The sequence below is a fragment of the Veillonella faecalis genome (genome assembly GCF_024677885.1).
Lineage (GTDB): Bacteria > Bacillota > Negativicutes > Veillonellales > Veillonellaceae > Veillonella > Veillonella nakazawae.
Genome location: NZ_JALBWL010000003.1, coordinates 46,771 through 70,999, shown reverse-complemented (window position 1 = coordinate 70,999; position 24,229 = coordinate 46,771). Strand labels below are relative to the sequence as shown.

Below are 24,229 nucleotides of genomic sequence, written 5' to 3'. Positions count from 1 at the left end.
TAGTCTAATTCATGCTAATGTTGATTAACAAAAGATTTACTATTTCTTATGTATTTTATGATGGAGGTAATATGGAGACAAAAATTGCGTTGATTGGTACGGGTGGTACAATTGCTGGACAAGGTGCATCCGATACAGATTTGACGGGCTATACTGCAGGTGTATTAGGCCTCGATGAAATTTTAGACTCCGTACCAGGCACAGAACCATATGGTCCATATACATATACTCAGTTTAGTAATATTGAAAGTTCCGATATTACTGTCCAGCATTGGTTGGATTTATCTAAGTTAGTACAAGAATTAGTCAATCAAGAGGATATAGGCGGTGTTGTTATTACTCATGGAACAGATAGCATGGAGGAGACAGCTTATTTTCTTAATCTTACTGTTCATACAGATAAACCTATCGTTATTACTGGCTCGATGAGACCTGCTGGGGCAATCAGTGCAGATGGTCCTATTAATTTGTTACAAGCGATTCAAGTGGCAAGAACACCTGCATCTGTAGGTAAAGGTGTACTTGTTGTTCTAAATGGCTATGTTGATGGGGCCCGTGATGTGTCCAAACAGAATACAACTAATGTGGCTACCTTTGACAGTCCATTAGTAGGGCATCTTGGTATCGTCCAGGATGGTGTAGCTCATTATTATAAAGCCTCTATTCGTCGTCATACGAAAGGATCCATCTTTGATGTACATGACCTTAAGGAATTGCCTCGTGTAGTCATTTTGACTTGCTATGGCGGTATGGATGACATGGTGCCAATGAGTGTAGTTGCCACTAATCCTGATGGGCTCATCTTGACTGGATTGGGTCATGGTACAATTCCTCAAAATGTACGTCAAATAACACAAAATACAGCATTCCCAACTGTACGTGCCTCTCGTACAGGGAGTGGCATGGTATCTGCTGTACCACAAGATGCACTAGCAGGCTATCTCGTAAGTGATACATTGAGTCCACAAAAAGCTCGTATCTTATTGATGCTGGGGCTTACAAAAACTAAAAATCTTAAAAAGTTACAACAGTTCTTCTATGAATATTAATTAGAAAACAAAAAAAGATTTGAGAAAAACTCTCAAATCTTAATTTGATATTCATTTTCAAGTATTATACTATGTGTAACAGTTTTATATACAATGAACCGCACATCCCGATCGCCTAGGATGTGCGGTTTTTTATTATTGTCTTTAGACTGGTTCGCGACGTAGTCGCGAATCATTAAACCACCCGCTATGCGGGTGCGGCAACGAAAGTTATACAAAAAAATCACCTTGCTTAAGTATAATGTAGGTGTTCAAGCCGCATTATATGCAAAAGAAAGGTGATTTTATATGGCAACAAAGACACAGAGCCTTGCGCACACAAAATGGTTATGCAAATACCACATAGTATTTACACCTAAGTATAGACGTAAAGTTATATATAATCAATATAGAAATAGTTTACGTGAAATACTGAGACGTTTATGTGAATATAAGGGTGTCAAGATTATAGAGGGGGAGCTTATGGCTGATCATGTGCATATGCTAGTATTAATCCCACCTAAAATATCAGTATCATCTTTTATGGGATACTTAAAAGGGAAAAGTGCGCTAATGATGTTCGATAAACACGCAAACTTAAAGTATAAATTTGGAAATAGACACTTTTGGTCCGAGGGGTATTATGTTAGTACAGTAGGTTTAAATGAGGCTACAGTAAAGAAATATATACGTGAGCAAGAGTTACATGACCAAATGAAAGATAAACTTAGTGTAAAAGAATATGAGGACCCTTTTAAGGGTAGCAAGTAATACATATCCCCTTTAAGGGGAACGTTACGAGTCAATGGCTATGCGGCTTGAACGTAGTGAAAGCCAGCGCCTTTAGACGCTGGCCTAGTACTACGGGCTTATAGCCCGTGAGCAAACCACCCGTTTTACGGGTGGTTCTGATTTCGCCTAGAATGCGTATTTTTTATTCGGCGCCAATAGCATTTTCTAAGGCTCGTTGTATACCTATATAAACAGCCTTAGCTAATGTATCCCCGAATAGGGAGAAGGAGCCTGCATCTGTTAACACATCACCATTGGTATCGATAGTGAGAACCACACCATCTGTAGAGGTACCGGTAGCAGAAGTCTTGCGTTCTTTTGTAATTGCTTCAGGAATATCTTCGTTGATAAATGGATAGAGGTGTACACTTTCAACACCCCAATCTTGGAGGGCTGCGGTTTTAGCCTCCGTAATTGTCATGATGGCTTTCACCATGGCACTATCTGTTAATGCCTTGTTTGTAAAGACAAGAATATTAATGGTACCAGGTACTATGAAACTACCATCTCGCTCCTCGTAGCAATAGCCTGTTCCTGCACGATGGGCTGTTTTTTCATAGCCTGCAGTAACGATGGTCTCCACAATCGTATCGTGTTCTTCAACCTTAGCGTACGCGTGAAGGTTCATTGTAGCAGACGTAAGAAGCGCTGTACTAAAATGAACAGGTGTATCGATGTGTTCAAACTCTTGTGCTAAATAATTTGCTACAGAGCCGCCAGGCAAATCTTTTTCTGTTTCAATTTGATACGTCAGTTGCTGATTTCGTACGGCCAAAGTATGGTGATATCCGCCATTGAGTTGACCACTAGATAAGGAATAATGGATGTCATCAAAGTGTACGGTAACGGAATTTAACTCTTTTGTTACATGACCTCCTGTTGCAAGCTCTTGTGGTGCTTCATATGGATTGTTAAACATATAAGTCTCCCTAGGTTTAGATTGTTATATATATAATATAAGGATATAATAGTTTTACTAAATTATTGTAAAATACATATGTTAGATTATAACACATATGTTTATTTCGAATATATTTCCGATTCTACCGAATGAGCGTTATATTTTATTCATGGAGGTTAGTATGAGTGATCTTTTAAATAGGGCTTCTGAATTACTGTTTAAAGATGCGAATGTATTGATTCAATTTCGAGATTGGTTCTTTTCTCAAGCAGGCAATATATTATTAGCTCTTATTATATTTTGGGTAGGTCGTTATGCTATTAAATGGGTGAAAACCTTTGCTGTCCGTATTATGACTAAGGCCTCTTATGACTCTGCTGCGATGAGCTTTATTACGCAGATCATCAATTATGCATTGCTAGTAGGTCTAATATTGATTTGCTTAAATCAAATTGGTGTCCCTACTACATCCTTTGTAGCTGCCTTTGGTGCCTTTGGTTTAGGTATTGGTTTGGCCTTACAAAACAACTTATCTAACTTGGCATCAGGCTTATTAATTCTTATATTTAAGCCTTTTAGAGCAGGTCATGTTATTCAAGTTGGAGATACTGTAGGTAGTGTTAAGTCTATTCAATTTATGTATACTATTATCACTACTAAAGATCAAAAAAATGTGTATATACCAAACTCTATCCTTACCTCCCAAGCCATAACTAATATTGCTTATACCCACGAAAGGGTTATCCCGTTCGTCTTTGATATTGGTTATAACAATAATCATCATGAAGCAATTAAAATCTTAAAAAATATTTTTGCTGCTGATAAACGTGTACTCAATCCTAAAAATATGGAAATTGGTATTTCTGAATTTGGCGATAACTCTGTACGCATTGCTGCCTATGCACGCGTTAAGTCGAAAGACTTCTTAGATGTGCAATATGGAATTATGTCTGATGTAAAAGATGCGTTCGATAAATATGGTATCGACATTCCATATCCTCAACGTGTTGTATATCTTCAAAATGTAGATAACTCTACTGGTGAAATTAAGGGAACTAAGAAAAAAGCAAGTGGAACGGATGTTGCCATTGATGATAACCCTGAAAGTTAATATGTGATACAGAAAGTGAGATATATGATATCTTTAACAACTAATGTTTGTATAGTTTGGAAACGACTTATTTTGATGATAGCCTGTATAGGCGCTATTATTTTCAGTACTAGTGTTTCTCATGCGGCGTATATTGCGCCGCCATCTACGATAGGTGAGGCTGTTGTTCTCATTGATGCGGATACAAAGGAAATCCTATTTGCAAAGAATCCTGATAAGTGGATGCATCCTGCGAGCACTACGAAAATGGTTACATTGCTAACAGCTCTAGAACTCAAAGGTACACAACTTGATGAACTGGCGACTATTAGTAGTTATGCCACTAGTATGGAGGAATCCAATCTGGGGGTTCGCGTTGGCGATCAAATTACCTTGGAAGGCGTTCTTGAAGGCATGATGGTTGCTAGCGGTAATGATGCGGCCGTTGTCGTAGCAGAAAATGTAAGTGGCTCTGTAGAGAACTTTGCAAAGGACATGAATCGCGTTGCTGCAAAAGCAGGGGCAAAAAATAGTGTATTTTTAAATCCTCATGGTTTGACACAAATGGGCCATCACTCTACGGCTCGTGACTTGGCGATGATTGCGGCGTATGGTATGAAATACCAAATGTTCCGCGATAAAGTAGCCAATGATTATTATAAGGTGCCTTATCAAAACCGTACGCCAGAAACAATTCGCACCACAAACCATTTCATTCGCAATAAATATCCCGGTGCTAATGGTTTAAAAACTGGCTTTACGAATGCTGCCGGAGAATGCTTGATTGCATCGGCTACCCGTAATGGTCATACTATGATTGTAGTTATGCTTAACGATGATAACCGTTGGGATGAAGCAGTACAATTCCTTGATTACGGTTTTAAACTTCGTGGAGTTATTTAGGGGAACTATTGTGTAATGGGGGATATATGAGTTCATTCTTTGCATTTTTAAAACGCATGCGCTTTATCAATCGATGGAGCCTTATGCGTAATACAGAAACTGAAAATATTCAAGAGCATAGCCTTGAAGTGGCTATGGTAGCTCATAACTTAGCAGCTCTCAAAAATGAATACTTTGGTGGTAATGTGGACATTAATAAGGTAGCGGTCATTGCCATGTATCATGAGGTGAGTGAAATCTTTACAGGCGACATGCCAACACCGATTAAATATTTTGATCCAAAACTTCGTGAACTGTACGGTGAAGTTGAAACATTAGCACAAGAGAAAATGTTATCTACCTTGCCAGAACGATTACAAGCTGTTTATAAGCCTTTCATAGTAGATGCAGAGGGTAATCCTGAGTGGCCTATCGTTAAGGCAGCAGATACAATTTCGGCCTATATGAAATGTGTAAACGAACTCAAGGCAGGGAACGATGAGTTTAAAGAAGCACATGACTCCATTTTGGCTAAACTGAAAGCACTCAACATGCCAGAGGTAGATATGTTCCTTGAGACTTATATGCCTGCTCTTGGTAAAAGCTTAGATGAGCTAAATTATTACGAAATCAAATAATGATTAAAAAAGAGACGACGGATGGTCGTCTCTTTTTATTCTGCAAAAATACCAAATCTCCTACGTATGTGACTATTAGTGGCATATCAATTAATCATTATACTTCGTAATTTCTTGTATTTATACTTTAGTGTAGGAGGTAGTTAGATGTTGTTCTGCTCATCTCTCTCGTTCGAGGAGGTGAGACTATGAGTGATTTTGAAATATTGTCCCTAGTGGTAAGCATCATCAGCTTATTATTCACTTGTGGCGCATTCGTAGTGCTTATTTGCCGTAAAAACGAAAAATAGCCATAACATCTTAATAGACGTCACAGCCATTTTACATCTCAAATAAAGTTTTAGAGATGAGCTGGACGTTCTTAGGCATCTAGCTATCTCTGTTATATTATTATAAGTTTTTGCTAAACAGATGTCAAAGCCTGTAAAGCTTACAAAGATATTATAAAGCATAACAAATTATAATATCTATTTTTCTTCAATAATATTTTGGTTTCTCATTAATATTTTCTTCCCCCGCCACGAGAATGCCCGATTACCATACTTAGCTTTGAATTCTTTGTTTGTTAGGGTCTCTAGTTCGTTAATATCTATGTACGGTTCTACTCGTTGAAATTCAGGTATAGGCGTTGCGGGGATACCTTGATTATGAGGGCAAACCTCTTGGCATACATCGCACCCAAATACTAATGGGGTTTTAGCGATAATATGTTGTTCTTGGTCGGTGAGTTCGCCTTTTTTCTGGGTTAAGTAGCTTTTACAAGTATCATATTTGAATTCTTCGTGCCCTAAGCATTGACCTAGACAAGCGGTAATACAACGATTACAACCCATGCAAGATTGTTTAAGCGGTGTGTTCGGCTCAAATTCTAAGGTAGTTAAAATTGTTCCTATCATAACATAGGATCCCCATTTAGGACTGATAAAACAATTGTTTTTGCCATAAAAGCCAAGGCCTGCTAAGTATGCCATGTAACGGTCTGCGAGGGGAGAGGTGTCACAATGTATAGAAAACTGAGCTGAAGTATTTATTTTTTGTAATTTTTCAATAAGTTTTTCTAAATATTCATTAATGACCAGGTGATAATCTGTACCCCATGTGTAGCGGGATAGATTGGATGGACCGCTATGTTCTACGTAGTATGGAAAGAGACAGACAATAGCACTTTTAGGTGTGAACTCAGTTGTTCCTAGTAGTCGTTCCTCCACATCTGCAGCTGTAAATGGACAGGGATTAGTTTCGTACAAAATGGTTTTTGCATTTTCAGGTAGAGGCCAAGGGGCAATCCCAAATTCATAAATATGTAATTCTTTGCAAAATTCCTGTAAATTTATATCTTTCATCATAGATTTAGTGGCGAATAATTGGTAAAATAAAAGTATAAGAAACGTGAGGAATTCTATAGATTCCTGCTAAGTTTGTAGTTCGGTGATATCTGTATTTTTGTGGTTATCATCCAGTTCTGTTAGTATTAGTATACCATTGAGAGGACAGATTATGTTAGCATTTATGAAAGTATTACAACCGAAGACGGTGGAAGAGGCTTATGAATTAGCCACAAAAAACAAAACTGCCCCAATGCTAGCTGGCGGCTGCTGGTTGCGTTTAGGTCGGCGCACATGGCCTGCAGTGATTGATATGGCTAGTCTTGACTTGCGTTATGTTCGCGAAGAGGATAACGAATTTGTCATTGGTGCTATGGCAACGCAAGGCGACGTGGAACGTTTTGAGCCATTACAACAATTCTGTGGTGGTGCTGTTGTTAAAGGTGTTAAAGAAATTCTTGGCATTCAATTCCGCAACACTGCTACTATGGGTGGATCTGTAGCAAGCCGCTTCGGCTTCTCCGACATTATTCCTGCATTAATGGCAGTACATGCAGACATCGTTACTTTTAAAGGCGGTCGCATGTCCATACATGACTATATGAAATACAGAGAACGTGATATCCTCGTGGAAATTCGTATCCCTAAAGTAGATGTGCCTGTAGCTGTAGAGGCTCTTCGCATCTCTCGTGGTGATTTCCCAGTGTTGACAGGTGCACTTCGCCGTGATGACAAAGGCGTTGAAGTGTACATCGGTACACGACCTGGCGTGCCTCAATTAGCAGAAAAAGCAAGTGCTCTGCTTTCAGAAAAAGGATTGTCTGCAGCAAAAGAAGCAGGTCAATTAGCATCTGAAGAGTTAGTTTACCAATCTAACTCTCATGCTTCCAAAGAATATCGCATGGAAATGGTAAAAGCAATGGTTCAACGCTTGGCTAAGGAGGTGGCACAATAATGGAACTCGTACTTAATATTAATAATAAAAATGTAACTGTTAATGTGCCAACTGATGAAATGTTATTGGATACATTGCGTAATCTTGGTTACTATAGCGTACGTTGTGGCTGTGACACAACAAACTGTGGCCTTTGCACTGTATGGATAGATGACGAAATTATCTTGTCTTGTGCATATCCTACATTCCGTGCGCCAGGTCATAAAATCACTACATTAGAAGGCTTGCAAGAAGAGGCTGAATTATTAGCGGCTTGTATTGCTAGTGAAGGCGCTGACCAATGTGGCTTCTGTACAACTGGCATGATGATGAGTGCTATCAATTTGAAACGTAAAAATCCAAAGGCTACTGATGATGAGATTCGTGAATACCTCATCGGTAACTTGTGCCGTTGTACTGGCTATGAATCACAACTTCGAGGGGTTCGTAAATTCTTAGAAGGAGGCCTAAAATAATGAATAAGCACATTGGTAAATCTTATGATAAGGTTGACTCTAAAGGTATTTTGACGGGCAAACCGTCTTATACTGGCGATTTTGTTCCAAAAGATGCGCTCGTTATTAAGGTTCTTCGTAGCCCTCATGCACAGGCGCGCATTAAATCAATCGATACATCTAAAGCTAAATTGATTCCTGGTGTAGAAGCGATCTTTACACATGAAGACGTGCCTAATACTCGTTTTACATTGGCTGGTCAAACCTACCCAGAGCCATCTGCTTATGATGCGCTTATCTTGGATCCTGTAGTTCGCTATGTAGGCGATGAAGTGGCTCTTGTTGTTGCAAAAGATGAAGCTACAGCACTTAAAGCGATGCCTCTTATCAAGGTTGAATACGAAGTACAAAAACCTGTACTCGATATGCATACGGCTATCGACCATGAAACAGTAGTCCACCCTGAAGATGATATTCACAATAATATCCCTGTAGGTCAAGATTATAAACGCAATATTTGCGTATCTTATCATAAACGAGTAGGCGATATTGAAGCTGAACTTGCAAAATGTGATTATGTAGTAGATGGTACTTACTTTGACCAAGCTACACGCCAAACAGCAATGGAACCATTCCAAAGTTATGGTTACATTGATGCATTGGGCCGCGTAGTTATCGTATCTTCTACACAAATCGTATTCCATGTGCGCCGTCATATTGCGCGTGCATTAGGAATTCCGGCTACAAAGGTTCGCGTAATCAAACCTCGTATCGGCGGTGGTTTCGGTTCTAAACAAACGGCTTGCACAGAAATTATGACAGCTTTTGTGGCATGGACATTGAAGAAACCTTGCTATCTCTTATACGATCGCACGGAAGCACAGACTTGCTCCACTACACGTCATGCTCGTGAATGGAAAATCCGTGTAGGTGCTACAAAAGATGGAATTATCAAAGTAATTGATATGGACTCCATTACTGATGCAGGTGCTCATGCAACTCACTGTTTCACTACTACTACAGCTGGTGAGCATAAGTCCATTCCTTTATACAATAAAGCGACAGCTATCCACTACGGTACAGAAGGCGTATACATGAACCATACACCAGGCGGTGCATTCCGTGGTTATGGTGCTACAGAAGCGTTATGGCCATTAGAGTGTGCTGTTAATAATTTGGCAGATAAAATGGGTGTTGACCCTGCTGAATTGCGTCAAAAGAACTTGATTGCTCAAGGTGAACAAAGCTTGGTATACGCTCCAGATGAATACCTTGACTCTGGTCTATTCCAAGATACAGTAAATCGCGTAAAAGAAATGGCTCGTTGGGATGAACGTCCTCATTCTTGGGATATTGACGAACGTTATCGCGGTGGCCTTGGCATGGCATTAGCGTTACAAGGTTCTGGTGTTGCTAACATTGATGTAGCATCTGTAGAAATTCGTCTTGGCGATGATGGTAACTACACATTGTATACGGGCTCTTCCGATATGGGCATGGGTGCTAATACTGTATTGACTCAAATGGCTTGTGAAATCATTGGCTGTCCTATGGAATACATGACTGTTGTTGAATCTGATACAGACATCGTACCATTTGATCCAGGTTCTTATGCATCTAGTACAACATACGTAACTGGTACGGCAGCAAAAATGGCTGCTGAAGAATTACGCACTAAGATTATTGCTAAGTTCGCTCAATTCTTCGATACAGATGTAGAAAACATCGACTTTGATGGCGTTGTAGCTACCACAAAAGATGGTTCTCAAACTATGGATATCCATCAATTAGCTCCAAAATTATTGGTAGGCGTTAATGCAGAACAATTGTCTGGTTTCGCTACATGGGGCAGTCATACGTCCCCACCTCCATTCATGGCAACTATTGCAGAGGTAAAAGTAGACAAACAAACTGGCAAGGTTATTCCGCTTCATACATATTCCTGCATCGATTGCGGTACTGTTATCAATCCTAAATTGGCTCGTGTTCAAGTTGAAGGCGGTGTGGTACAAGCTATCGGCATGGCGTTATATGAAGATGTACGCTATTCCAATAATGGTCGCTTAGAGACTAATAACCTTATGACTTATAAAATTCCAACCCGTCAAGATATTGGCGAGTTACATGTAGACTTTGTAGAGTCTTATGAACCGACAGGCGGGTTTGGTGCCAAATCTATTGGTGAAGTTGTTATTAATACGGCTAGTCCAGCTATTCAACATGCTATTAAAAATGCAGTTGGTGCGGACGTTCGTACATTACCTATGACACCTGAGAAGGTATTTATGGCTATGGACGAGAAATATAAAGTATAGAGATTTCTATTTACTTTTCCTTTCTAAGGAGGCCTGGTTTTATGACATCACAAACATCCTATTGGAATCGATTGATTCAGCCGGGAATCGTGGCCCTTGTTGGGGCAGGCGGTAAAACGACTGTGCTTTCAAAATTAGTAGAATATGGAAGGCTGAAAGGTCAGCCCATCGTAGTTACGACTACGACTCGACTCTATGAATCTCAAGTGGCTCATTATGAACCGATTTATACTCGAAATATTAATGAAGCTGATGAATATTGTACTGATCGTATTTTGCGTGGATATTGTGGTGCGTGGTTCTCTGGCATTACAGGAACAAAAGTGGACTCCTTAGATTGTGATCTTATCGATGGTTTAGCAAAATTGCATCCGAACTGGCAAATTGTAGTGGAAGCAGATGGGGCAAAGGAAAAATGGCTTAAGGCGCCTAAGACGACTGAGCCAGTCATCCCATCTCTCACAAAGACTACGATTGGTCTTGTGAATTTACAAATGTTAGGAGCGCCGCTTGATGATGAGCACGTGCATAACATCGAGCTCGTTCAAGATATTGTGAAACGCGATATGGGTGCCATTGTAACGCCACGCATGTTGGCTGATCTTGTGCTCCATAAACAAGGTTTATTCCAATACAGTAAAGGTAAAAAAATTCTGTTCTGTACTGGTTATGAAACGGTGCAACATCGTATCATTGATGATTTTATTGATCATATTGTAGATAGCGACATTTCCGATATCATCTTAGCTGATGGATACAAAGCAAGTTGTGAAATCCGTCGCATTATTCAATGTCGGTAGGTACTCATGTCTTATGTGAAAGCAAAATCTAATACCGCTTTCAGTCCCATGAGAGACCCCATAGACCGTCGTCCTTTGCATATTGGCATTGTCCTCCTCGTAGGAGGTCAATCCAAGCGCATGGGATGTAATAAGCAACTTTTGCCTTGGCGTGGTAAAACTGTTTTAGATGCGGTCTGTGGGGCTCTTCATTGTGGATGGAATGATTCGGTAGAACTTACTGAATCCTGTAAACTACCTTTTGTAGCGGTTACTGGTGATGATCATGAGAGATTAGAACCTATAGTTACGAGCTATGGGTTTGAAGTGGTTCAGAATGAACATCCTAGTCGTGGACAAGGCCTGTCCATAGCGATAGGAGTACGTCATTTGGTAGAAAACTCACCGATACCGCTAGACGGCATTCTTTGTTCTGTAGGGGATCAACCACTATTGACTGGGAATGTTGTACATCAGGTTATTAGTGCATTTAGTGATAACTTTCATTCGAAAACTATCGTCGTCCCGCATTATGGGGCGAATTATCAGTCGGGAAATCCTGTTCTATTTGGTTCACATTGGTTTGAATCATTGCAACATATCCAAGGGGATCAAGGTGGCAAAACTATCATTCGCGGTAGTGGTAAAGACCATGTTATCAAATTGTGGATTCGTGACGATGTTGGATATGATATTGACACACCCGATGATTTTGAGCGTTTGAAACAACGTGAAAGTGAGGCATTATGAAACCATTAGTCCTTATGCGCGGAGGCGGAGACATCGCTTCTGGCGCTGTATATAGATTGAAACGTGCAGGCTATCCTGTGGTGATTAACGAAATCGCCATTCCTACCATGATTCGCCGTGAAGTATGTTATGGCAATGCTGTACATCGTGGAGAAATGATTTTGGAACGCTTTGTAGCACGTCATGTAGCCCTTAGTGAAGTAGCAGATACGTTGGCACAAGGTGTTATTCCCGTTGTGACTAGTTCGTATGAAGAGCTACTTGATACATTGAAGCCAGCTATTGTGGTAGATGCTATTTTAAGTAAAAAGAATCTTGGTACCAAACGTGATGATGCAGATCTCGTCATTGGTGTGGGGCCTGGATTTACTGCAGGGCATGATGTGGATGTTGTTATTGAAACCATGCGCGGTCATTACTTAGGTCGTTGTATCTATGATGGTCCAGCGCAGCCTAATACGGGGATTCCCGGTAATGTAGGTGGTTATACTCATGAACGTGTTATTCACTCACAAAAGGCTGGTCTGTTTACAGCTAAGCGCCATATTGGCGATTCTGTACAAGCTAATGAAGTCATTGGTTATGTAGATAAAGAGCCAGTGCGGGCAAAAATTACAGGTATTCTTAGAGGTATTCTTAAGAGCGGACTCATCGTATCCGACCATTTTAAATTGGCCGATGTAGATGCTCGTTGTGAAGAAGCTCATTGTTATAGTATTTCAGATAAATCCCTTGCCGTTGGTGGCGGTGTTTTAGAAGCTGTTACTGCATGGGAGTATGAAAGGAATCAAGATGGAAACGATCTATGATGTGATGAAAGACCGTCTTCAGATTACAGAAACTACGCTGATGGTTACTGTATTGTCTGGCCCTCGTCAAGGGGATAAGACAATTTATGCTGAAGATGGTAGTGTTTTGTATGGTACACCAATCGAAGGATTTATGGTAGATAAAGCAAAGCTTAATTCTTTATGTATGGTAGGCGAAGCGGAATGTTTCGTACAACCTGTAGAAAACGATCCATCTGTTCTCGTATTGGGTGCTGGTCATGTGAGCCGTGCTATTACGGATTTATTATTATTTATCGGGTGTCGTGTAACCGTTGTAGATGACCGCCCAGAATATGTAGTTCCTGAATTCTTTGACGAACGAGTAACTCGTAAATGCTTGCCGTTAGAAAACTTTAAAAATGATCTACCTCTTGATGAATATAATGGGTTTATCATTGTTACTCGTGCTCATGAGTATGATAATGTATGCTTAGAACAATTGCGCGATTATTTGCCAACCTATATGGGTGTTATGGGCAGTCAAAAGCGTATTCATTATGCATTTGAAGTATTGCGTGAACAAGGTTGGACGCAAGAAGAATTAGATATGGTATATGCACCAATTGGTCTAGACTTAGGTGCACAAACTCCTGAGGAGATTGCATTATCTATCGTTAGCGAATATTTGGCAGTGGTGCGTGGTAAAAAAGGCGGCTCATTGCGGAAAGGTAGAGTGAGCCATGAATCGTGAGTTTATTGAATATTTAAGTGCTCGTAAAAATGAAACACTAGCTGTAGCTACTATTTTATTTACCCGTGGTTCTACACCGCGTAAGGCTGGTACATCTATGGTAGTATTCCCAGATGGATCTATCTTTGGTACTATCGGTGGTGGTCGTGCTGAAAATGAGATTCGTCTAAGCGCTGTTGATTCCTTGAATAAAAAAGAAGCACATCGTCGTATCGAAGTTCTTTTAGATGACGATGTAGCTGTAAAAGAAGGTATGGTGTGTGGCGGACAGATGGATGTGTGGATTGAAACACAAAACATTTAAGTTCATAACTATAGAAAAAATAAAATCTTATACTCGTTTATAAATTTACAGTGTTTCTAAAATGAGTTAAAATATAAGGTGCAGCCAAGTAGTTGGTTGTACCTTATTATTTTGTATAAGGAGCTATTTTTATGCATATTGACGCACTTATACATACCTTTAGGCTTCTTGATATTGCTGATATCTTAATCGTTGCCGTAGGTATTTATTACTTATATAAATTGCTTAAAGATACACGGGCCGTTTCTCTTTTGAAAGGTCTTGTTATGCTAGCAATTCTAAATTTATTGAGTCATTTGCTGAATCTATATGTTATCAATTGGATTTTGCAACAAAGTATGACCGTTCTTCTCTTCGCATTACCTGTAGTGTTCCAACCGGAATTGCGTCGTGCTTTAGAACAATTGGGCCGTGGTCGAATTTTCAGTAAGGCACAGAATGTCAACGAAGAGGAAATGGATATGGCTATCAATGAAGTGATGGCGGCGGCTCGCGTTATGTCTCGTGAGCATACTGGGGCACTTATCGTTTTTGAACGTGAAGTAGGTCTCAATGACTTCGTTGATACAGGTATTTTAATTGATGCTGTGTTGAGCCGTGAATTAATTAAAAATATTTTCGTTCCTAGTACACCACTTCATGATGGGGCGCTAATCATCCGTGATGGTCGCATTCGTGCAGCTGGTTGTTTGTTGCCACTAACTGAAGACCGTACATTGAGTACTGAACTTGGTACGCGTCACCGTGCAGCCATCGGTTTATCTGAACAAACAGATGCTGTCGTTGTTGTTGTCAGTGAGGAAACGGGGACAATTTCCTATACCTATGGCGGTCATATTTATCGTCATTTGCCAGAAGATCAAATTAAAGAAGCGTTGCGTACATTTATGGAACGCCCTCGTCAAACCATTACTGGTATGTGGAAATGGGGGGCAAAAAAATGATGATACATTTGAAACGCAATTGGCCAGCTAAGTTATTATCATTGCTAGCGGCCATCGTCATGTGGTTCTTTATCATGCGAGATCAGAACCCTGTGATGGAGGTAACCTATACGGTACCTGTTCAAGTCCAAAATCTTGATTCCCATTATATTATAGAAGATGCACCTGATGTAGCACGCATTGTCCTTTCGGGCCCTCGCGATACGATTATGGCTATAAAGGCAGATAATCTTCGTGCATATATTGATGCATCTGGTGTAAAACCAGGTCAAAATAATGTAACCATTGGATTTACCCCTCCAGCGGGGATGAGCCTTGTGGAGGTTAAGCCTGATACTGTAACAATTAATGTAGACGAATATGCAGAGCGGAAAATACCGGTTGAAATTGTTCCAATTGGTAAGTTCTCCGACGATGTTGCTCTCAAGTCAGTAACTATTGTACCGAAAGAGGTAACTGTATCTGGACGTAAACAGCTTGTTAACGCTGTAAATAAGGTTGTTATGAAGGTTAATATCTCTGGTCAAACCAAGAACTTTAGTGCTGTTAGTACGTTAGAAGCCTGGGATATATCTGGTAATGTATTAGATGTACACATCAATCCGAGCCAAGGTCAAGCGCAATATGAACTAAACTTATTGCGTAAAGATAAAGCGGTTCCTATTACAGTACCAACGGCGGGAACGGTAGCTGATGGGTATGAAGTTAAGTCTATATCCGTTACACCAACTCAATTAACTGTGACTGGTCGAGAAGAAATGATTGATTCTGTTTCAGAAATTCAAACAGAACCAATTGATCTTACCGGTGCAACGAAGGGCATTCAAGGTAATTACAACTTAGTATTACCGAGTGGTGTTAATAGTAATGTTACTACAGTACATGTTAAGGTAGATATACAAAAGAAAACTACGTAGCTAAAAAGACCCTATACGTAGTTAAAAAAGACCCTAATAGAGTAGATTCATAACTCTATTAGGGTTTGTTTTATTATTCATATATTAGCTTTTATAGTAGTGTTGTATAATAAAAGTGTATGACCATTTTCTTGTAGGTCAATTGTTAGAAATTTAGGTCAAATAATAATGATATAAGCTGCCCCAAAAGGGAGCCGAAATAGGAAAGATATGATTAGAATAATAAATCTCCGAGTGGCTGTTACGGTCAAGTCGGATATAAAGGATATTGTAGAAAAGAAATATCCCCAATTGCGAGGCGTTATTGAAACGATTCACGTTGTACGACGCGCTGTAGATGCTCGTAAAAAACCGAATATTGTATTTGTGTATACCTTGTTTGTTGAGGTTCATAAAGAAGCTCAAATCATGAAAAAACTAGGTAAACAAAAGGATGTATCTGTATTTACTCCAGAGGATCCAGAACCTATTGTTTATGGTAATGTGCCTTTAGCACATCGCCCTGTAGTGATGGGCTTTGGTCCAGCTGGGATGCTAGCTGCCTTTTATTTAGCTCGTGAAGGGTACCGTCCAATCGTTTTTGAACGAGGTCAAGACGTTGATACTCGTAGCCAAGATGTAGAAACATTTTGGAAAGAAGGTGTATTTAAGCCCGAATCTAATGTACAATTTGGCGAGGGTGGTGCAGGTACCTTCTCTGATGGTAAACTGACAACCCGCGTTACTCATCCTAGATTGCATGAAATCTCCAAATATTTTGTAGAGTTCGGCGCTCCAGAAGAAATCTTGTATAAACATAAACCTCATGTAGGTACAGATAAGTTGCGTACCATGGTAAAAGCTATGCGTGAACGCATCATCGAATGGGGTGGTGAAGTTCGCTTTGGCGCTAAGATTACCGATTTATTTATTGAAAATGACCATATCGTAGGTGTTGAAGTTAACGATAACGAACGCATTGATACGACGGTTGTCCTTTCTGGCGTAGGTCATAGTGCACGCGATACGTACGAAATGTTACATAAATGTAATGTAGAAATGACGGCAAAACCATTTGCTATCGGTGTTCGTATTGAACATGATCAGGCTGTCATTGACGAGTCTCAATATGGTGTAGAACCATCTAGCTTAGGTCTTGGTGCAGCGGAATATTCTCTTGTGTACCATGATAAAGAAACAGGCCGTACAGCGTATAGCTTCTGTATGTGCCCAGGTGGTCAAGTTGTAGCATCTGCGTCCGAAAATGGTGGCGTTGTTGTAAATGGCATGAGTTTATATGCTCGTGATAGCGGTGTTGCGAACAGTGCTATCGTAGTTAATGTAGGGCCTGATGACTTTGGTAATCATCCTCTGGATGGTGTAGCATTCCAACGTGAATGGGAGCGTAAAGCTTATGAATTAGGTGGCTCTAACTTCCATGCACCAGCTCAGACCGTAGGCCAGTTTTTGGGGCTTTCACAAGCACCAAGCGTACAAGATAGCACATATAGTTATGAACCAGGTGTAGTAAATTGCGATTTACATGATTGCTTGCCACCATTCGTAACGTCCGTGTTGGAACGGGCATTGCCGTATTGGGGACGACGGATTCATGGGTTTGATGATCCTGCGGTATGTATGACTGGTGTTGAAACACGCACCTCTGCGCCGCTTCGCATGGGGCGTAATGAAGATCGCGTTTCTCCAACTGTAGGTGGATTTTATCCTATGGGGGAAGGTGCAGGCTATGCTGGCGGTATTATGAGTGCAGCCCTTGATGGAGCAGAAACTGCCATTATATGCATGGCAAAATATGCAAAACCTAACTAGTTAGTAGTAGAATGTATTGTAAAGTAAACTACAGTATAGGTTCATTTTGGTACTGTAAAATACTATATCTATATAGTATATATATGTGTGGTGTATATATTGTGATATAATACACAACAGTGAATATATGAGGATTTGTGATTTTCACAATCCCTAGAGGAGGATAATTATGGCTCGTTTATTTGGTACAGATGGTGTACGTGGTGTTGTTAATGAATTTTTAACACCTGAATTAGCCTATCATTTAGGCCGTGCAGCGGCTACATATTTTGGTAAAGAAAAAGACCATCCTACATTCTTGATTGGTCGTGATACGCGTATTTCTGGCTCTATGCTTGAAAGTGCGTTAGCATCCGGTATTTGCTCTGTTGGTGGCAATGTTGTAATTGCCGGTGTTATTCCGACTCCAGCAGTAGCTTACCTTGTACGTCAACAAGGCTTTGATGCAGGTGCTGTTATTTCTGCATCTCACAATCCATATCCAGATAATGGTATTAAATTCTTTGATGGCAATGGCTATAAATTGCCAGATGAAGTAGAAGATCAATTAGAACAATATGTTCGTCAAAGTGCAGATAATGAATTACCACGTCCTACAGGTGATGGCATTGGTACCATTGAGTACAATAGCAATTTAGCTCATTTCTACGCTCACTTTGTTCGCCACACAGTTGATACATCCCTTGAAGGTTTGACTATCGTATATGATGGTGCGAACGGTGCTGCATCTAGCGTAGGTCCTGAAATTTTATCTGGTCTTGGCGCTAAAGTAATCAACATCAATGTAAATCCAGATGGCTTGAATATCAATGATCACTGTGGTTCTACACATATCGAAGGCTTACAAGTGGCTGTACAACAACACAATGCAGACCTTGGTATCGCTAACGATGGTGATGCGGACCGTTGCTTATTGGTAGACGAAAAAGGTCAAGTTCTCGATGGTGACCAAATTATGCTATTGTGTGCTCTTAAATTGAAAGAAGAAGGCAAACTCAAAGATGATACTGTAGTTGGTACTGTTATGAGTAATATTGGTTTCCACAAAGCGGCAGAAGAACTAGGAATGAAAACAGTTTCTACTGCTGTTGGTGATCGTTATGTATTGGAATACATGCGTGAACATGACCTCTCCGTTGGTGGTGAGCAATCTGGTCACGTAATCTTCTTGGATCACAATACAACTGGTGATGGTATGTTAACAGCTGTTCAAGTGGCGGCTCTTATGAAAGAAAAAAATCAACCACTTTCTGAGTTGGCTGGCATTATGACTAAGTATCCTCAAGTTCTTATCAACGTTCGTGTTGCTACAAAAACAGGTTGGGAAGACAATGATATTATCAAAGCTGCCATCGTAACAGCAGAAGGTGAACTTGGTGATGAAGGCCGCGTTCTAGTTCGTGCATCTGGTACAGAACCACTCATTCGCGTAATGGCAGAAGGTCCTAACCAAGAAGAACTACAATCATTATGCCAAGAAATTGCTGATATCATCGGTAGAGAACAAGGGGTGGCCGAATAACTCTTAATGAGTAGTTTGATACTACTCCGTTTGGTTCCATTCTACAATTTCATATTAAAGGTATACCCTCCTATATATGTCCCTTTGCTCCGTCCTACGTAAAGTCGCTGCAGGAACATATATAGGAGGGTATTCATTTTATATTTATTTAGGATGGTTACCGAATGGAACCGTCACTATGGCGCAAATATTTCTGCATTATACCATTTCTACTCATTAAGAGTTATTTCGCATATGAGGGGGAGGATAGACGAGATGATGCAATTCATCTTATATATAGTTAAGAACTGTGTTGCTGTTACTATAGGTACATATATAGGATGTAATTTATGTTATTATAGCGATATAGCGAGAAATGAACTGAAAAAGCACTACTTTGAATTGTAATAATTCAGAGTAGTGCTTTTGTTATTATTTATCAGCCACAACGAGTTTGTATCCATTCAAGTGAATGTTACTGTTTGTTGTGTCTTCGTTAGTTAAGGATTTTACATAGCTATCGCCAGTAAGTGTCCAGCTAGAGTCTTTGCTGAGTTTTACTGTGATTTCTTTAGCTGTATTGTCTGTGTTGATAGCGCCAACAAGGCTAGATCCATTTGCCATGTCTATCGCGATGGTGCTGATGGAGTCAGCCACGATGTTACCGCTAAGTTCTTGGTTGGATGCGCGGAGTGTGATGTGTCCACCGTTTTCACCATCTTTACCCCAACGGGAGTCTGCTGCAGCTTTCACGAGTGTGGTAGTATTTGGCATTAAGATTGTGTTGCCTGTAAGGTCTGCTTCGGCAGTGGTGTTGTTTACATAGATGAACGCGCCTGTACCATGAGTTGTGAGTGTGTTATTTTCTGCTTTTAAACGAGCAATACCGCTTTCGGCATCACCGGAGAAACTTTGGTAAAGCATGAAACCATTGTCATGGTAGCCTGTAACATTAGAGTTCGTAAGGGTAATGGAGTTTTTACCTTCTACGACGCCTATTTCACTCTTGTTAGCTACGCCGTTGATACTGTTTGCTGTAATATTACCAGTGGAGTAGATGACAGGGCTACCCGCACCAGAGGTTGTAAGCTTAGCTGCCTCTGCAGTAATGGTACCTTCGCCACGGTCTGTAGCGAGCGTAGCAGAGTGAGCTCCTTCAGTGGTGATGGTTAAATTTTTACCGTTTACAGTGCCTTTGTATGTTGCATCTAAGCCGCGAGAGGAATCACCTTTTGTGTGAATATTAGTGTTCTCTACGTTGATAACAGATCCTTCGCCAGTGGCAAATACCGCATTAGATCCAATGCTATTAGATGTAATATTACTATTTTTAATGCTCGTTTGACTGCCTTCGATGCCGAGCACTACTGCGTTTTGTCCGCGAAAGTTACTGTTATCATCATTTGTGGTATTGCCTTGTTTATCAAATACGCTACTATCGATGATAATAGTAGCTTTGTTTTTTCCGATGAAAGCATTTTGGTCGCTTGTAGTATTGTCGAACCGTTGGTGTTCTAATGTTTGACTTTCACTAATCACAGATGTGCCTTTGAAAGTACTAGGATCGCCTTCCTTATGAGGCGTTGGTTCATTAATTTCTCCTGTCTTTACATCATCTGGTCTAGGTACATCGTTTTTAGGTGTATTAGCGTTAGGCACATCAGCCTTAGGGGCAGATATGCTTTGTGTTGGAACATTAGCTTGTATTGGTTCTGCACCAAAGGTAGGGGCGAATGCGAGTGCTGCGAGGGCGCCACCCGCTAAAGCGGGAACGATGAAACGTCTTAAAGTTTTATAATTACGTGAATGTGTCATATATAATAACCTCCAAATATTTATTGCGCGATAAAATCGAATTGTGTAAAATTAAGATTGTAAGAAGTATAGTAATTATCTGTGAAAATAGTATGAATGATACATTGGGTTTATAAACGAATACTAAATATGTAATCTATAGATATATATGAATATTACGTAAGGTTATATAGGTCATAGAATTCATAGATTTCTAGAATTTAATAGTTCATGATATCCATAGGATACTACGGTAGCATATTTATATATGTCGATAAGGATGCCTTGCTTTCATCATTACTTATCACGTATAATATAGATTGGTATATGATGTATACCGTTAAGATCTGCCGTATCTTATAGAAAGGAGTTTCACAATTCGTAAGAGCGAATAGCGCAAGTACCCGCGAAGGCAGTCGTTAGGGTAGACGAGGTGAAGAGTGATCGAATAATCAGCGGATGCTCTTCCGGCATATTCATGTCGTAACAGATATTAAAAATCCCATCGGTAACGATGGGGACAAAGTGTATCTGAATGAATTGTATTCAAATACTATTTGATACATAATTTGAACATTAACTTAGATTGTTAAGTTAGAATAGTAATTTGTTAGCCTTAGTTTTTGGCTGGGGCTAGAATGCCCCCAGTATAGGAGGATATACTTATGTGCGGTATCGTAGGATACATTGGCTTTAATCAAGCATCTGATTTCTTATTGGACGGTATGGCGAAATTAGAATACCGTGGTTATGACTCTGCAGGCATCGCTATTATTGGTGCTGAAAATATAATCAAAATTCAAAAAAAGGTTGGCCGTCTAGCTAATCTTGAGGCTATTGTAAAAGCAGATCCTAATGAAGGAACTGTAGGTATTGGTCATACTCGTTGGGCTACTCATGGTCGTCCATCCGATATGAACGCCCATCCTCATGCATCTGAAGATGGTAAATTTGCTGTTGTTCACAACGGTATTATTGAAAACTACATGCCTTTAAAAGAAGAGCTCATCGAAAAAGGGTACCATTTCAAATCTGAAACTGATACAGAAGTAGTAGCTCATTTATTAGAGGATATGTACGATGGCGATTTCGTAGGTACTGTACGCCGCATGCTTGCTCGTGTTGACGGTGCGTATGCTCTTGAAATCATCTGTGCTGATGAGCCAGACAAAATCATTTGTACTAAAAAAGAAAATCCATTGGTTATCGGTCTTGGTAAAGGTGAAAACTTTGTAGCCTCCGATATTCCAGCGATCATTAACTACACACGTGATACATACATCTTGAGCGATGGTGAAATGGCTATCGTTACTCGCGATACTGTATCTGTATTTGACCGTGAAGGTAATCCAGTTGATAAAGAAGTATTCCACGTTAACTGGAATGCAGAAGCAGCAGAAAAAGGCGGTTATGAACATTTCATGTTGAAAGAAATTCATGACCAACCTAAAGCTGTACGTGATACATTCGGTACACATATCTCCGAAGATGGTAAAACAGCAATCTTTGATGAGTTGAATTGGACTGCTGACGATGTAGCAGCTTTCAATAAAATCCTCATCGTTGCATGTGGTACAGCATACCATGCAGGTCTTGTAACAAAACAATATATTGAAAACTTGGCGCGCATTCCTGTAAGTGTGGAAATTGCATCTGAGTACCGTTATAGCAATCCATTGACTGATGATAAAACATTATGTATCGTTATCAGTCAATCCGGTGAAACATCCGATACATTGGCTGCTTTGAAAGAGGCTAAACGTCATGGCGCTAAATCCTTGGCAATTACAAACGTAGTAGGTTCCAGTATTTCCCGTGAAGCAGATAACACTGTGTACACATGGGCAGGTCCTGAAATCTCTGTAGCGTCTACAAAAGCGTATACTACTCAATTAGTAGCAGGCTTGTTGTTCGCTGTATACCTTGGCCAATTAAATGATAAAATGGATCCGGCTTTAGGCGGAGAAATCCTTTGCGGTGTTAAAAGCTTGCCTACATTGATTCATGAAATCTTTGAAGTAGACGAAGATATGAAAGCCTTTGCAAAACATTACGGCTTCAAATCTGATGCGTTCTTCTTAGGTCGTGCTATCGACTACGCAGTAGCGATGGAAGGTGCTTTGAAATTGAAAGAAATTTCTTACATCCATGCTGAAGCATATGCTGGTGGCGAGTTGAAACATGGTACATTGGCTCTTATTGAAGAAGGCGTACCTGTTATCGCATTGGCTACACAAGAAGATGTGTATGATAAGATGATCAGCAACATCCGTGAAGTAAAAGCTCGTGAAGCTGTTGTAATCGGTATTGGCATGAAAGGTGACGAAGAATTATCTAAACACGTAGACCATACAATCTATGTGCCTCGTGCAAATAAATTCATCGCTCCAATCCTTGCGGTTGTACCATTGCAATTATTGGCGTACTACGCAGCGATTACACGCGGCGCAGATGTAGATAAACCACGTAACTTGGCTAAATCTGTAACCGTAGAATAATATATATAACCAACAGTGCTTCGGCACTGTTGGTTTATTTCAATATAGGGAGACTATTATGGCAGTTATATTTTCCGGCATCCAACCAAGTGGGGAATTAACACTTGGCAACTATTTGGGGGCTTTACGTAATTTCTTAGAGTATCAAGATACTGATGAATGTTATTATTGCATCGTTAACCAACATGCAATCACTGTACCGCAAGATCCAAAAGAGTTATTCCAAAATACTCGTAATTTGGCTGCGTTATACCTCGCTGTTGGCCTCGATCCTAAAAAGGTAACATTATTTGTGCAATCCGAAGTGCCTGAGCATGTTAAACTCGGTTGGGTTATGCAATCTATCAGCTATGTTGGCGAATTAGAGCGTATGACACAGTACAAAGATAAGTCTCAAAAGCAAGGTGACTCTATTCCTACAGCGTTGCTTACGTATCCACCATTGATGGCGGCAGATATTTTGTTATATGGTACTAACTATGTTCCAGTAGGTGAGGACCAAAAACAACATCTTGAATTGACTCGTAATTTGGCAGAGCGTTTTAACCGTAGATTTGGTGAAACTTTCGTAGTACCTGAAATCAAGGTAGGTGAAGGTGGTGCTCGCGTTATGAGCTTACAAGAGCCAACTAAGAAAATGAGTAAATCTGATGATAACCAAAATGCTACAATTCGTCTTTTGGATGCACCAGACTTGATCGTGAAAAAATTGAAACGCGCTCAAACTGACTCTGATAACGCGGTGCGTTATGATAAAGAAAACAAACCTGGCATTTCTAACTTAATGGGCATTTACCGTGCTATCACAAAAGACAGCTATGAAGCTATCGAAGAAATGTATGCTGGTAAAGGTTATGGCGTTTTCAAATCCGATATTGCAGACCTATTGGTGGCAACTCTTGAGCCAATCCAACAACGTTACAATGAGTTGATTACAAGCCCTGAACTCGATGTTATTCTCGATGAAGGTGCTGCTAAAGCTCATGCTAAAGCAAGTCAAATGTATCGTAAAGTAGAGCAAGCTATGGGCTTGTGCCGTAAATAAAATCATA

The 24,229-nt window shown here is 40.1% G+C and carries 22 protein-coding genes; 19 read left to right on the top strand and 3 right to left on the bottom strand.

Annotated features, from left to right (window positions below):
- The first annotated feature begins 71 nt into the window (after positions 1–71).
- Positions 72–1,049 (top strand): asparaginase, encoded by a 978-nt coding sequence (locus MOQ65_RS07035; protein ID WP_105085199.1) that lies wholly within the window; start codon positions 72–74, stop codon positions 1,047–1,049.
- A 288-nt stretch (positions 1,050–1,337) separates the two neighbouring features.
- Positions 1,338–1,799 (top strand): IS200/IS605 family transposase, encoded by a 462-nt coding sequence (gene tnpA, locus MOQ65_RS07030; protein ID WP_005380067.1) that lies wholly within the window; start codon positions 1,338–1,340, stop codon positions 1,797–1,799.
- A 163-nt stretch (positions 1,800–1,962) separates the two neighbouring features.
- Here tnpA and MOQ65_RS07025 read toward each other — a convergent pair whose 3' ends face one another.
- Positions 1,963–2,739 carry an adenosylcobinamide amidohydrolase gene (locus MOQ65_RS07025; protein ID WP_257847087.1) on the bottom strand — a complete coding sequence of 259 codons (777 nt, stop codon included), beginning with the start codon at positions 2,737–2,739 and terminating at the stop codon, positions 1,963–1,965.
- Positions 2,740–2,902: 163 nt separating this feature from the next.
- On the opposite strand from MOQ65_RS07025, the gene MOQ65_RS07020 reads away from it, so the two are divergent.
- From MOQ65_RS07020 to yfbR, 3 genes are read left to right on the top strand one after another with little or no spacing between them, the layout of a single operon-like run.
- A complete protein-coding gene (locus tag MOQ65_RS07020; protein ID WP_257847086.1) occupies positions 2,903–3,832 on the top strand; it encodes a mechanosensitive ion channel family protein in 930 nt (309 codons plus the stop codon).
- A gap of 24 nt (positions 3,833–3,856) precedes the next feature.
- Positions 3,857–4,714, top strand: a complete 858-nt coding sequence (locus MOQ65_RS07015) for a D-alanyl-D-alanine carboxypeptidase family protein (RefSeq protein WP_105085203.1) — start codon at positions 3,857–3,859, stop codon at positions 4,712–4,714.
- A 26-nt stretch (positions 4,715–4,740) separates the two neighbouring features.
- Entirely contained in the window at positions 4,741–5,331 is a 591-nt protein-coding gene (yfbR, locus tag MOQ65_RS07010; protein ID WP_227283277.1) for a 5'-deoxynucleotidase, read from the top strand.
- Positions 5,332–5,798: 467 nt separating this feature from the next.
- On the opposite strand, the gene MOQ65_RS07005 is transcribed toward yfbR, so the two are convergent.
- Positions 5,799–6,674, bottom strand: a complete 876-nt coding sequence (locus MOQ65_RS07005; RefSeq protein ID WP_257847230.1) for an epoxyqueuosine reductase — start codon at positions 6,672–6,674, stop codon at positions 5,799–5,801.
- Between the two features lie 154 nt (positions 6,675–6,828).
- On the opposite strand from MOQ65_RS07005, the gene MOQ65_RS07000 reads away from it, so the two are divergent.
- The 12 genes from MOQ65_RS07000 to glmM all read left to right on the top strand — a co-directional run bounded on the left by MOQ65_RS07000 (position 6,829) and on the right by glmM (position 18,906).
- Positions 6,829–7,611: an FAD binding domain-containing protein gene (locus MOQ65_RS07000; RefSeq protein WP_119209175.1), complete on the top strand. Its 783-nt coding sequence runs from the start codon at positions 6,829–6,831 to the stop codon at positions 7,609–7,611.
- Positions 7,611–8,066, top strand: coding sequence for a (2Fe-2S)-binding protein (locus tag MOQ65_RS06995; RefSeq protein WP_257847085.1), 456 nt, complete (start codon positions 7,611–7,613; stop codon positions 8,064–8,066). Before MOQ65_RS07000 ends, MOQ65_RS06995 begins: the two co-directional genes overlap by 1 nt.
- Positions 8,066–10,360, top strand: a complete 2,295-nt coding sequence (locus MOQ65_RS06990; protein WP_257847083.1) for a xanthine dehydrogenase family protein molybdopterin-binding subunit — start codon at positions 8,066–8,068, stop codon at positions 10,358–10,360. The genes MOQ65_RS06995 and MOQ65_RS06990 overlap by 1 nt, the downstream gene beginning before the upstream one ends.
- Before the next feature lie 41 nt (positions 10,361–10,401).
- On the top strand, positions 10,402–11,160 hold the full coding sequence (gene yqeC, locus MOQ65_RS06985; RefSeq protein ID WP_060923868.1) for a selenium cofactor biosynthesis protein YqeC: 759 nt from the start codon (positions 10,402–10,404) through the stop codon (positions 11,158–11,160).
- 6 nt (positions 11,161–11,166) lie between these two features.
- Complete coding sequence (locus MOQ65_RS06980) at positions 11,167–11,889, top strand: nucleotidyltransferase family protein (RefSeq protein WP_257847082.1); 723 nt, start codon at positions 11,167–11,169, stop codon at positions 11,887–11,889.
- The gene (gene yqeB / locus MOQ65_RS06975; protein WP_257847081.1) at positions 11,886–12,698 is read left to right on the top strand and encodes a selenium-dependent molybdenum cofactor biosynthesis protein YqeB; all 813 of its coding nucleotides are present in this window, start codon (positions 11,886–11,888) and stop codon (positions 12,696–12,698) included. Before MOQ65_RS06980 ends, yqeB begins: the two co-directional genes overlap by 4 nt.
- Entirely contained in the window at positions 12,682–13,410 is a 729-nt protein-coding gene (locus MOQ65_RS06970) for an XdhC family protein (RefSeq protein WP_257847080.1), read from the top strand. Before yqeB ends, MOQ65_RS06970 begins: the two co-directional genes overlap by 17 nt.
- Positions 13,400–13,714 carry an XdhC family protein gene (locus MOQ65_RS06965; protein WP_024066914.1) on the top strand — a complete coding sequence of 105 codons (315 nt, stop codon included), beginning with the start codon at positions 13,400–13,402 and terminating at the stop codon, positions 13,712–13,714. Before MOQ65_RS06970 ends, MOQ65_RS06965 begins: the two co-directional genes overlap by 11 nt.
- Before the next feature lie 131 nt (positions 13,715–13,845).
- Positions 13,846–14,658: a diadenylate cyclase CdaA gene (gene cdaA, locus MOQ65_RS06960; protein ID WP_105090135.1), complete on the top strand. Its 813-nt coding sequence runs from the start codon at positions 13,846–13,848 to the stop codon at positions 14,656–14,658.
- Positions 14,655–15,575 carry a CdaR family protein gene (locus MOQ65_RS06955; protein ID WP_257847079.1) on the top strand — a complete coding sequence of 307 codons (921 nt, stop codon included), beginning with the start codon at positions 14,655–14,657 and terminating at the stop codon, positions 15,573–15,575. The genes cdaA and MOQ65_RS06955 overlap by 4 nt, the downstream gene beginning before the upstream one ends.
- Before the next feature lie 210 nt (positions 15,576–15,785).
- Complete coding sequence (locus tag MOQ65_RS06950; RefSeq protein WP_257847077.1) at positions 15,786–17,384, top strand: NAD(P)/FAD-dependent oxidoreductase; 1,599 nt, start codon at positions 15,786–15,788, stop codon at positions 17,382–17,384.
- 169 nt (positions 17,385–17,553) lie between these two features.
- A complete protein-coding gene (glmM, locus tag MOQ65_RS06945) occupies positions 17,554–18,906 on the top strand; it encodes a phosphoglucosamine mutase (protein WP_257847076.1) in 1,353 nt (450 codons plus the stop codon).
- A 411-nt stretch (positions 18,907–19,317) separates the two neighbouring features.
- On the opposite strand, the gene MOQ65_RS06940 is transcribed toward glmM, so the two are convergent.
- Entirely contained in the window at positions 19,318–20,700 is a 1,383-nt protein-coding gene (locus MOQ65_RS06940) for a hypothetical protein (RefSeq protein ID WP_257847075.1), read from the bottom strand.
- 644 nt (positions 20,701–21,344) lie between these two features.
- Between MOQ65_RS06940 and glmS the strand changes: the two genes are divergently transcribed.
- Positions 21,345–23,177, top strand: a complete 1,833-nt coding sequence (gene glmS / locus MOQ65_RS06935) for a glutamine--fructose-6-phosphate transaminase (isomerizing) (protein WP_257847074.1) — start codon at positions 21,345–21,347, stop codon at positions 23,175–23,177.
- Positions 23,178–23,235: 58 nt separating this feature from the next.
- Positions 23,236–24,222 carry a tryptophan--tRNA ligase gene (gene trpS / locus MOQ65_RS06930; protein WP_257847073.1) on the top strand — a complete coding sequence of 329 codons (987 nt, stop codon included), beginning with the start codon at positions 23,236–23,238 and terminating at the stop codon, positions 24,220–24,222.
- The last annotated feature ends 7 nt before the right edge of the window (positions 24,223–24,229 follow it).

Excerpts from the sequence above, each read along its gene's own strand:
- MOQ65_RS07035 (WP_105085199.1), top strand. The coding sequence starts at position 72 with ATGGAGACAAAAATTGCGTTGATTGGTACGGGTGGTACAATTGCTGGA.
- tnpA (WP_005380067.1), top strand. The coding sequence starts at position 1,338 with ATGGCAACAAAGACACAGAGCCTTGCGCACACAAAATGGTTATGCAAA.
- MOQ65_RS07025 (WP_257847087.1), bottom strand. The coding sequence starts at position 2,739 with ATGTTTAACAATCCATATGAAGCACCACAAGAGCTTGCAACAGGAGGT.
- MOQ65_RS07020 (WP_257847086.1), top strand. The coding sequence starts at position 2,903 with ATGAGTGATCTTTTAAATAGGGCTTCTGAATTACTGTTTAAAGATGCG.
- MOQ65_RS07015 (WP_105085203.1), top strand. The coding sequence starts at position 3,857 with ATGATATCTTTAACAACTAATGTTTGTATAGTTTGGAAACGACTTATT.
- yfbR (WP_227283277.1), top strand. The coding sequence starts at position 4,741 with ATGAGTTCATTCTTTGCATTTTTAAAACGCATGCGCTTTATCAATCGA.
- MOQ65_RS07005 (WP_257847230.1), bottom strand. The coding sequence starts at position 6,674 with ATGAAAGATATAAATTTACAGGAATTTTGCAAAGAATTACATATTTAT.
- MOQ65_RS07000 (WP_119209175.1), top strand. The coding sequence starts at position 6,829 with ATGTTAGCATTTATGAAAGTATTACAACCGAAGACGGTGGAAGAGGCT.
- MOQ65_RS06995 (WP_257847085.1), top strand. The coding sequence starts at position 7,611 with ATGGAACTCGTACTTAATATTAATAATAAAAATGTAACTGTTAATGTG.
- MOQ65_RS06990 (WP_257847083.1), top strand. The coding sequence starts at position 8,066 with ATGAATAAGCACATTGGTAAATCTTATGATAAGGTTGACTCTAAAGGT.
- yqeC (WP_060923868.1), top strand. The coding sequence starts at position 10,402 with ATGACATCACAAACATCCTATTGGAATCGATTGATTCAGCCGGGAATC.
- MOQ65_RS06980 (WP_257847082.1), top strand. The coding sequence starts at position 11,167 with ATGTCTTATGTGAAAGCAAAATCTAATACCGCTTTCAGTCCCATGAGA.
- yqeB (WP_257847081.1), top strand. The coding sequence starts at position 11,886 with ATGAAACCATTAGTCCTTATGCGCGGAGGCGGAGACATCGCTTCTGGC.
- MOQ65_RS06970 (WP_257847080.1), top strand. The coding sequence starts at position 12,682 with ATGGAAACGATCTATGATGTGATGAAAGACCGTCTTCAGATTACAGAA.
- MOQ65_RS06965 (WP_024066914.1), top strand. The coding sequence starts at position 13,400 with ATGAATCGTGAGTTTATTGAATATTTAAGTGCTCGTAAAAATGAAACA.
- cdaA (WP_105090135.1), top strand. The coding sequence starts at position 13,846 with ATGCATATTGACGCACTTATACATACCTTTAGGCTTCTTGATATTGCT.
- MOQ65_RS06955 (WP_257847079.1), top strand. The coding sequence starts at position 14,655 with ATGATGATACATTTGAAACGCAATTGGCCAGCTAAGTTATTATCATTG.
- MOQ65_RS06950 (WP_257847077.1), top strand. The coding sequence starts at position 15,786 with ATGATTAGAATAATAAATCTCCGAGTGGCTGTTACGGTCAAGTCGGAT.
- glmM (WP_257847076.1), top strand. The coding sequence starts at position 17,554 with ATGGCTCGTTTATTTGGTACAGATGGTGTACGTGGTGTTGTTAATGAA.
- MOQ65_RS06940 (WP_257847075.1), bottom strand. The coding sequence starts at position 20,700 with ATGACACATTCACGTAATTATAAAACTTTAAGACGTTTCATCGTTCCC.
- glmS (WP_257847074.1), top strand. The coding sequence starts at position 21,345 with ATGTGCGGTATCGTAGGATACATTGGCTTTAATCAAGCATCTGATTTC.
- trpS (WP_257847073.1), top strand. The coding sequence starts at position 23,236 with ATGGCAGTTATATTTTCCGGCATCCAACCAAGTGGGGAATTAACACTT.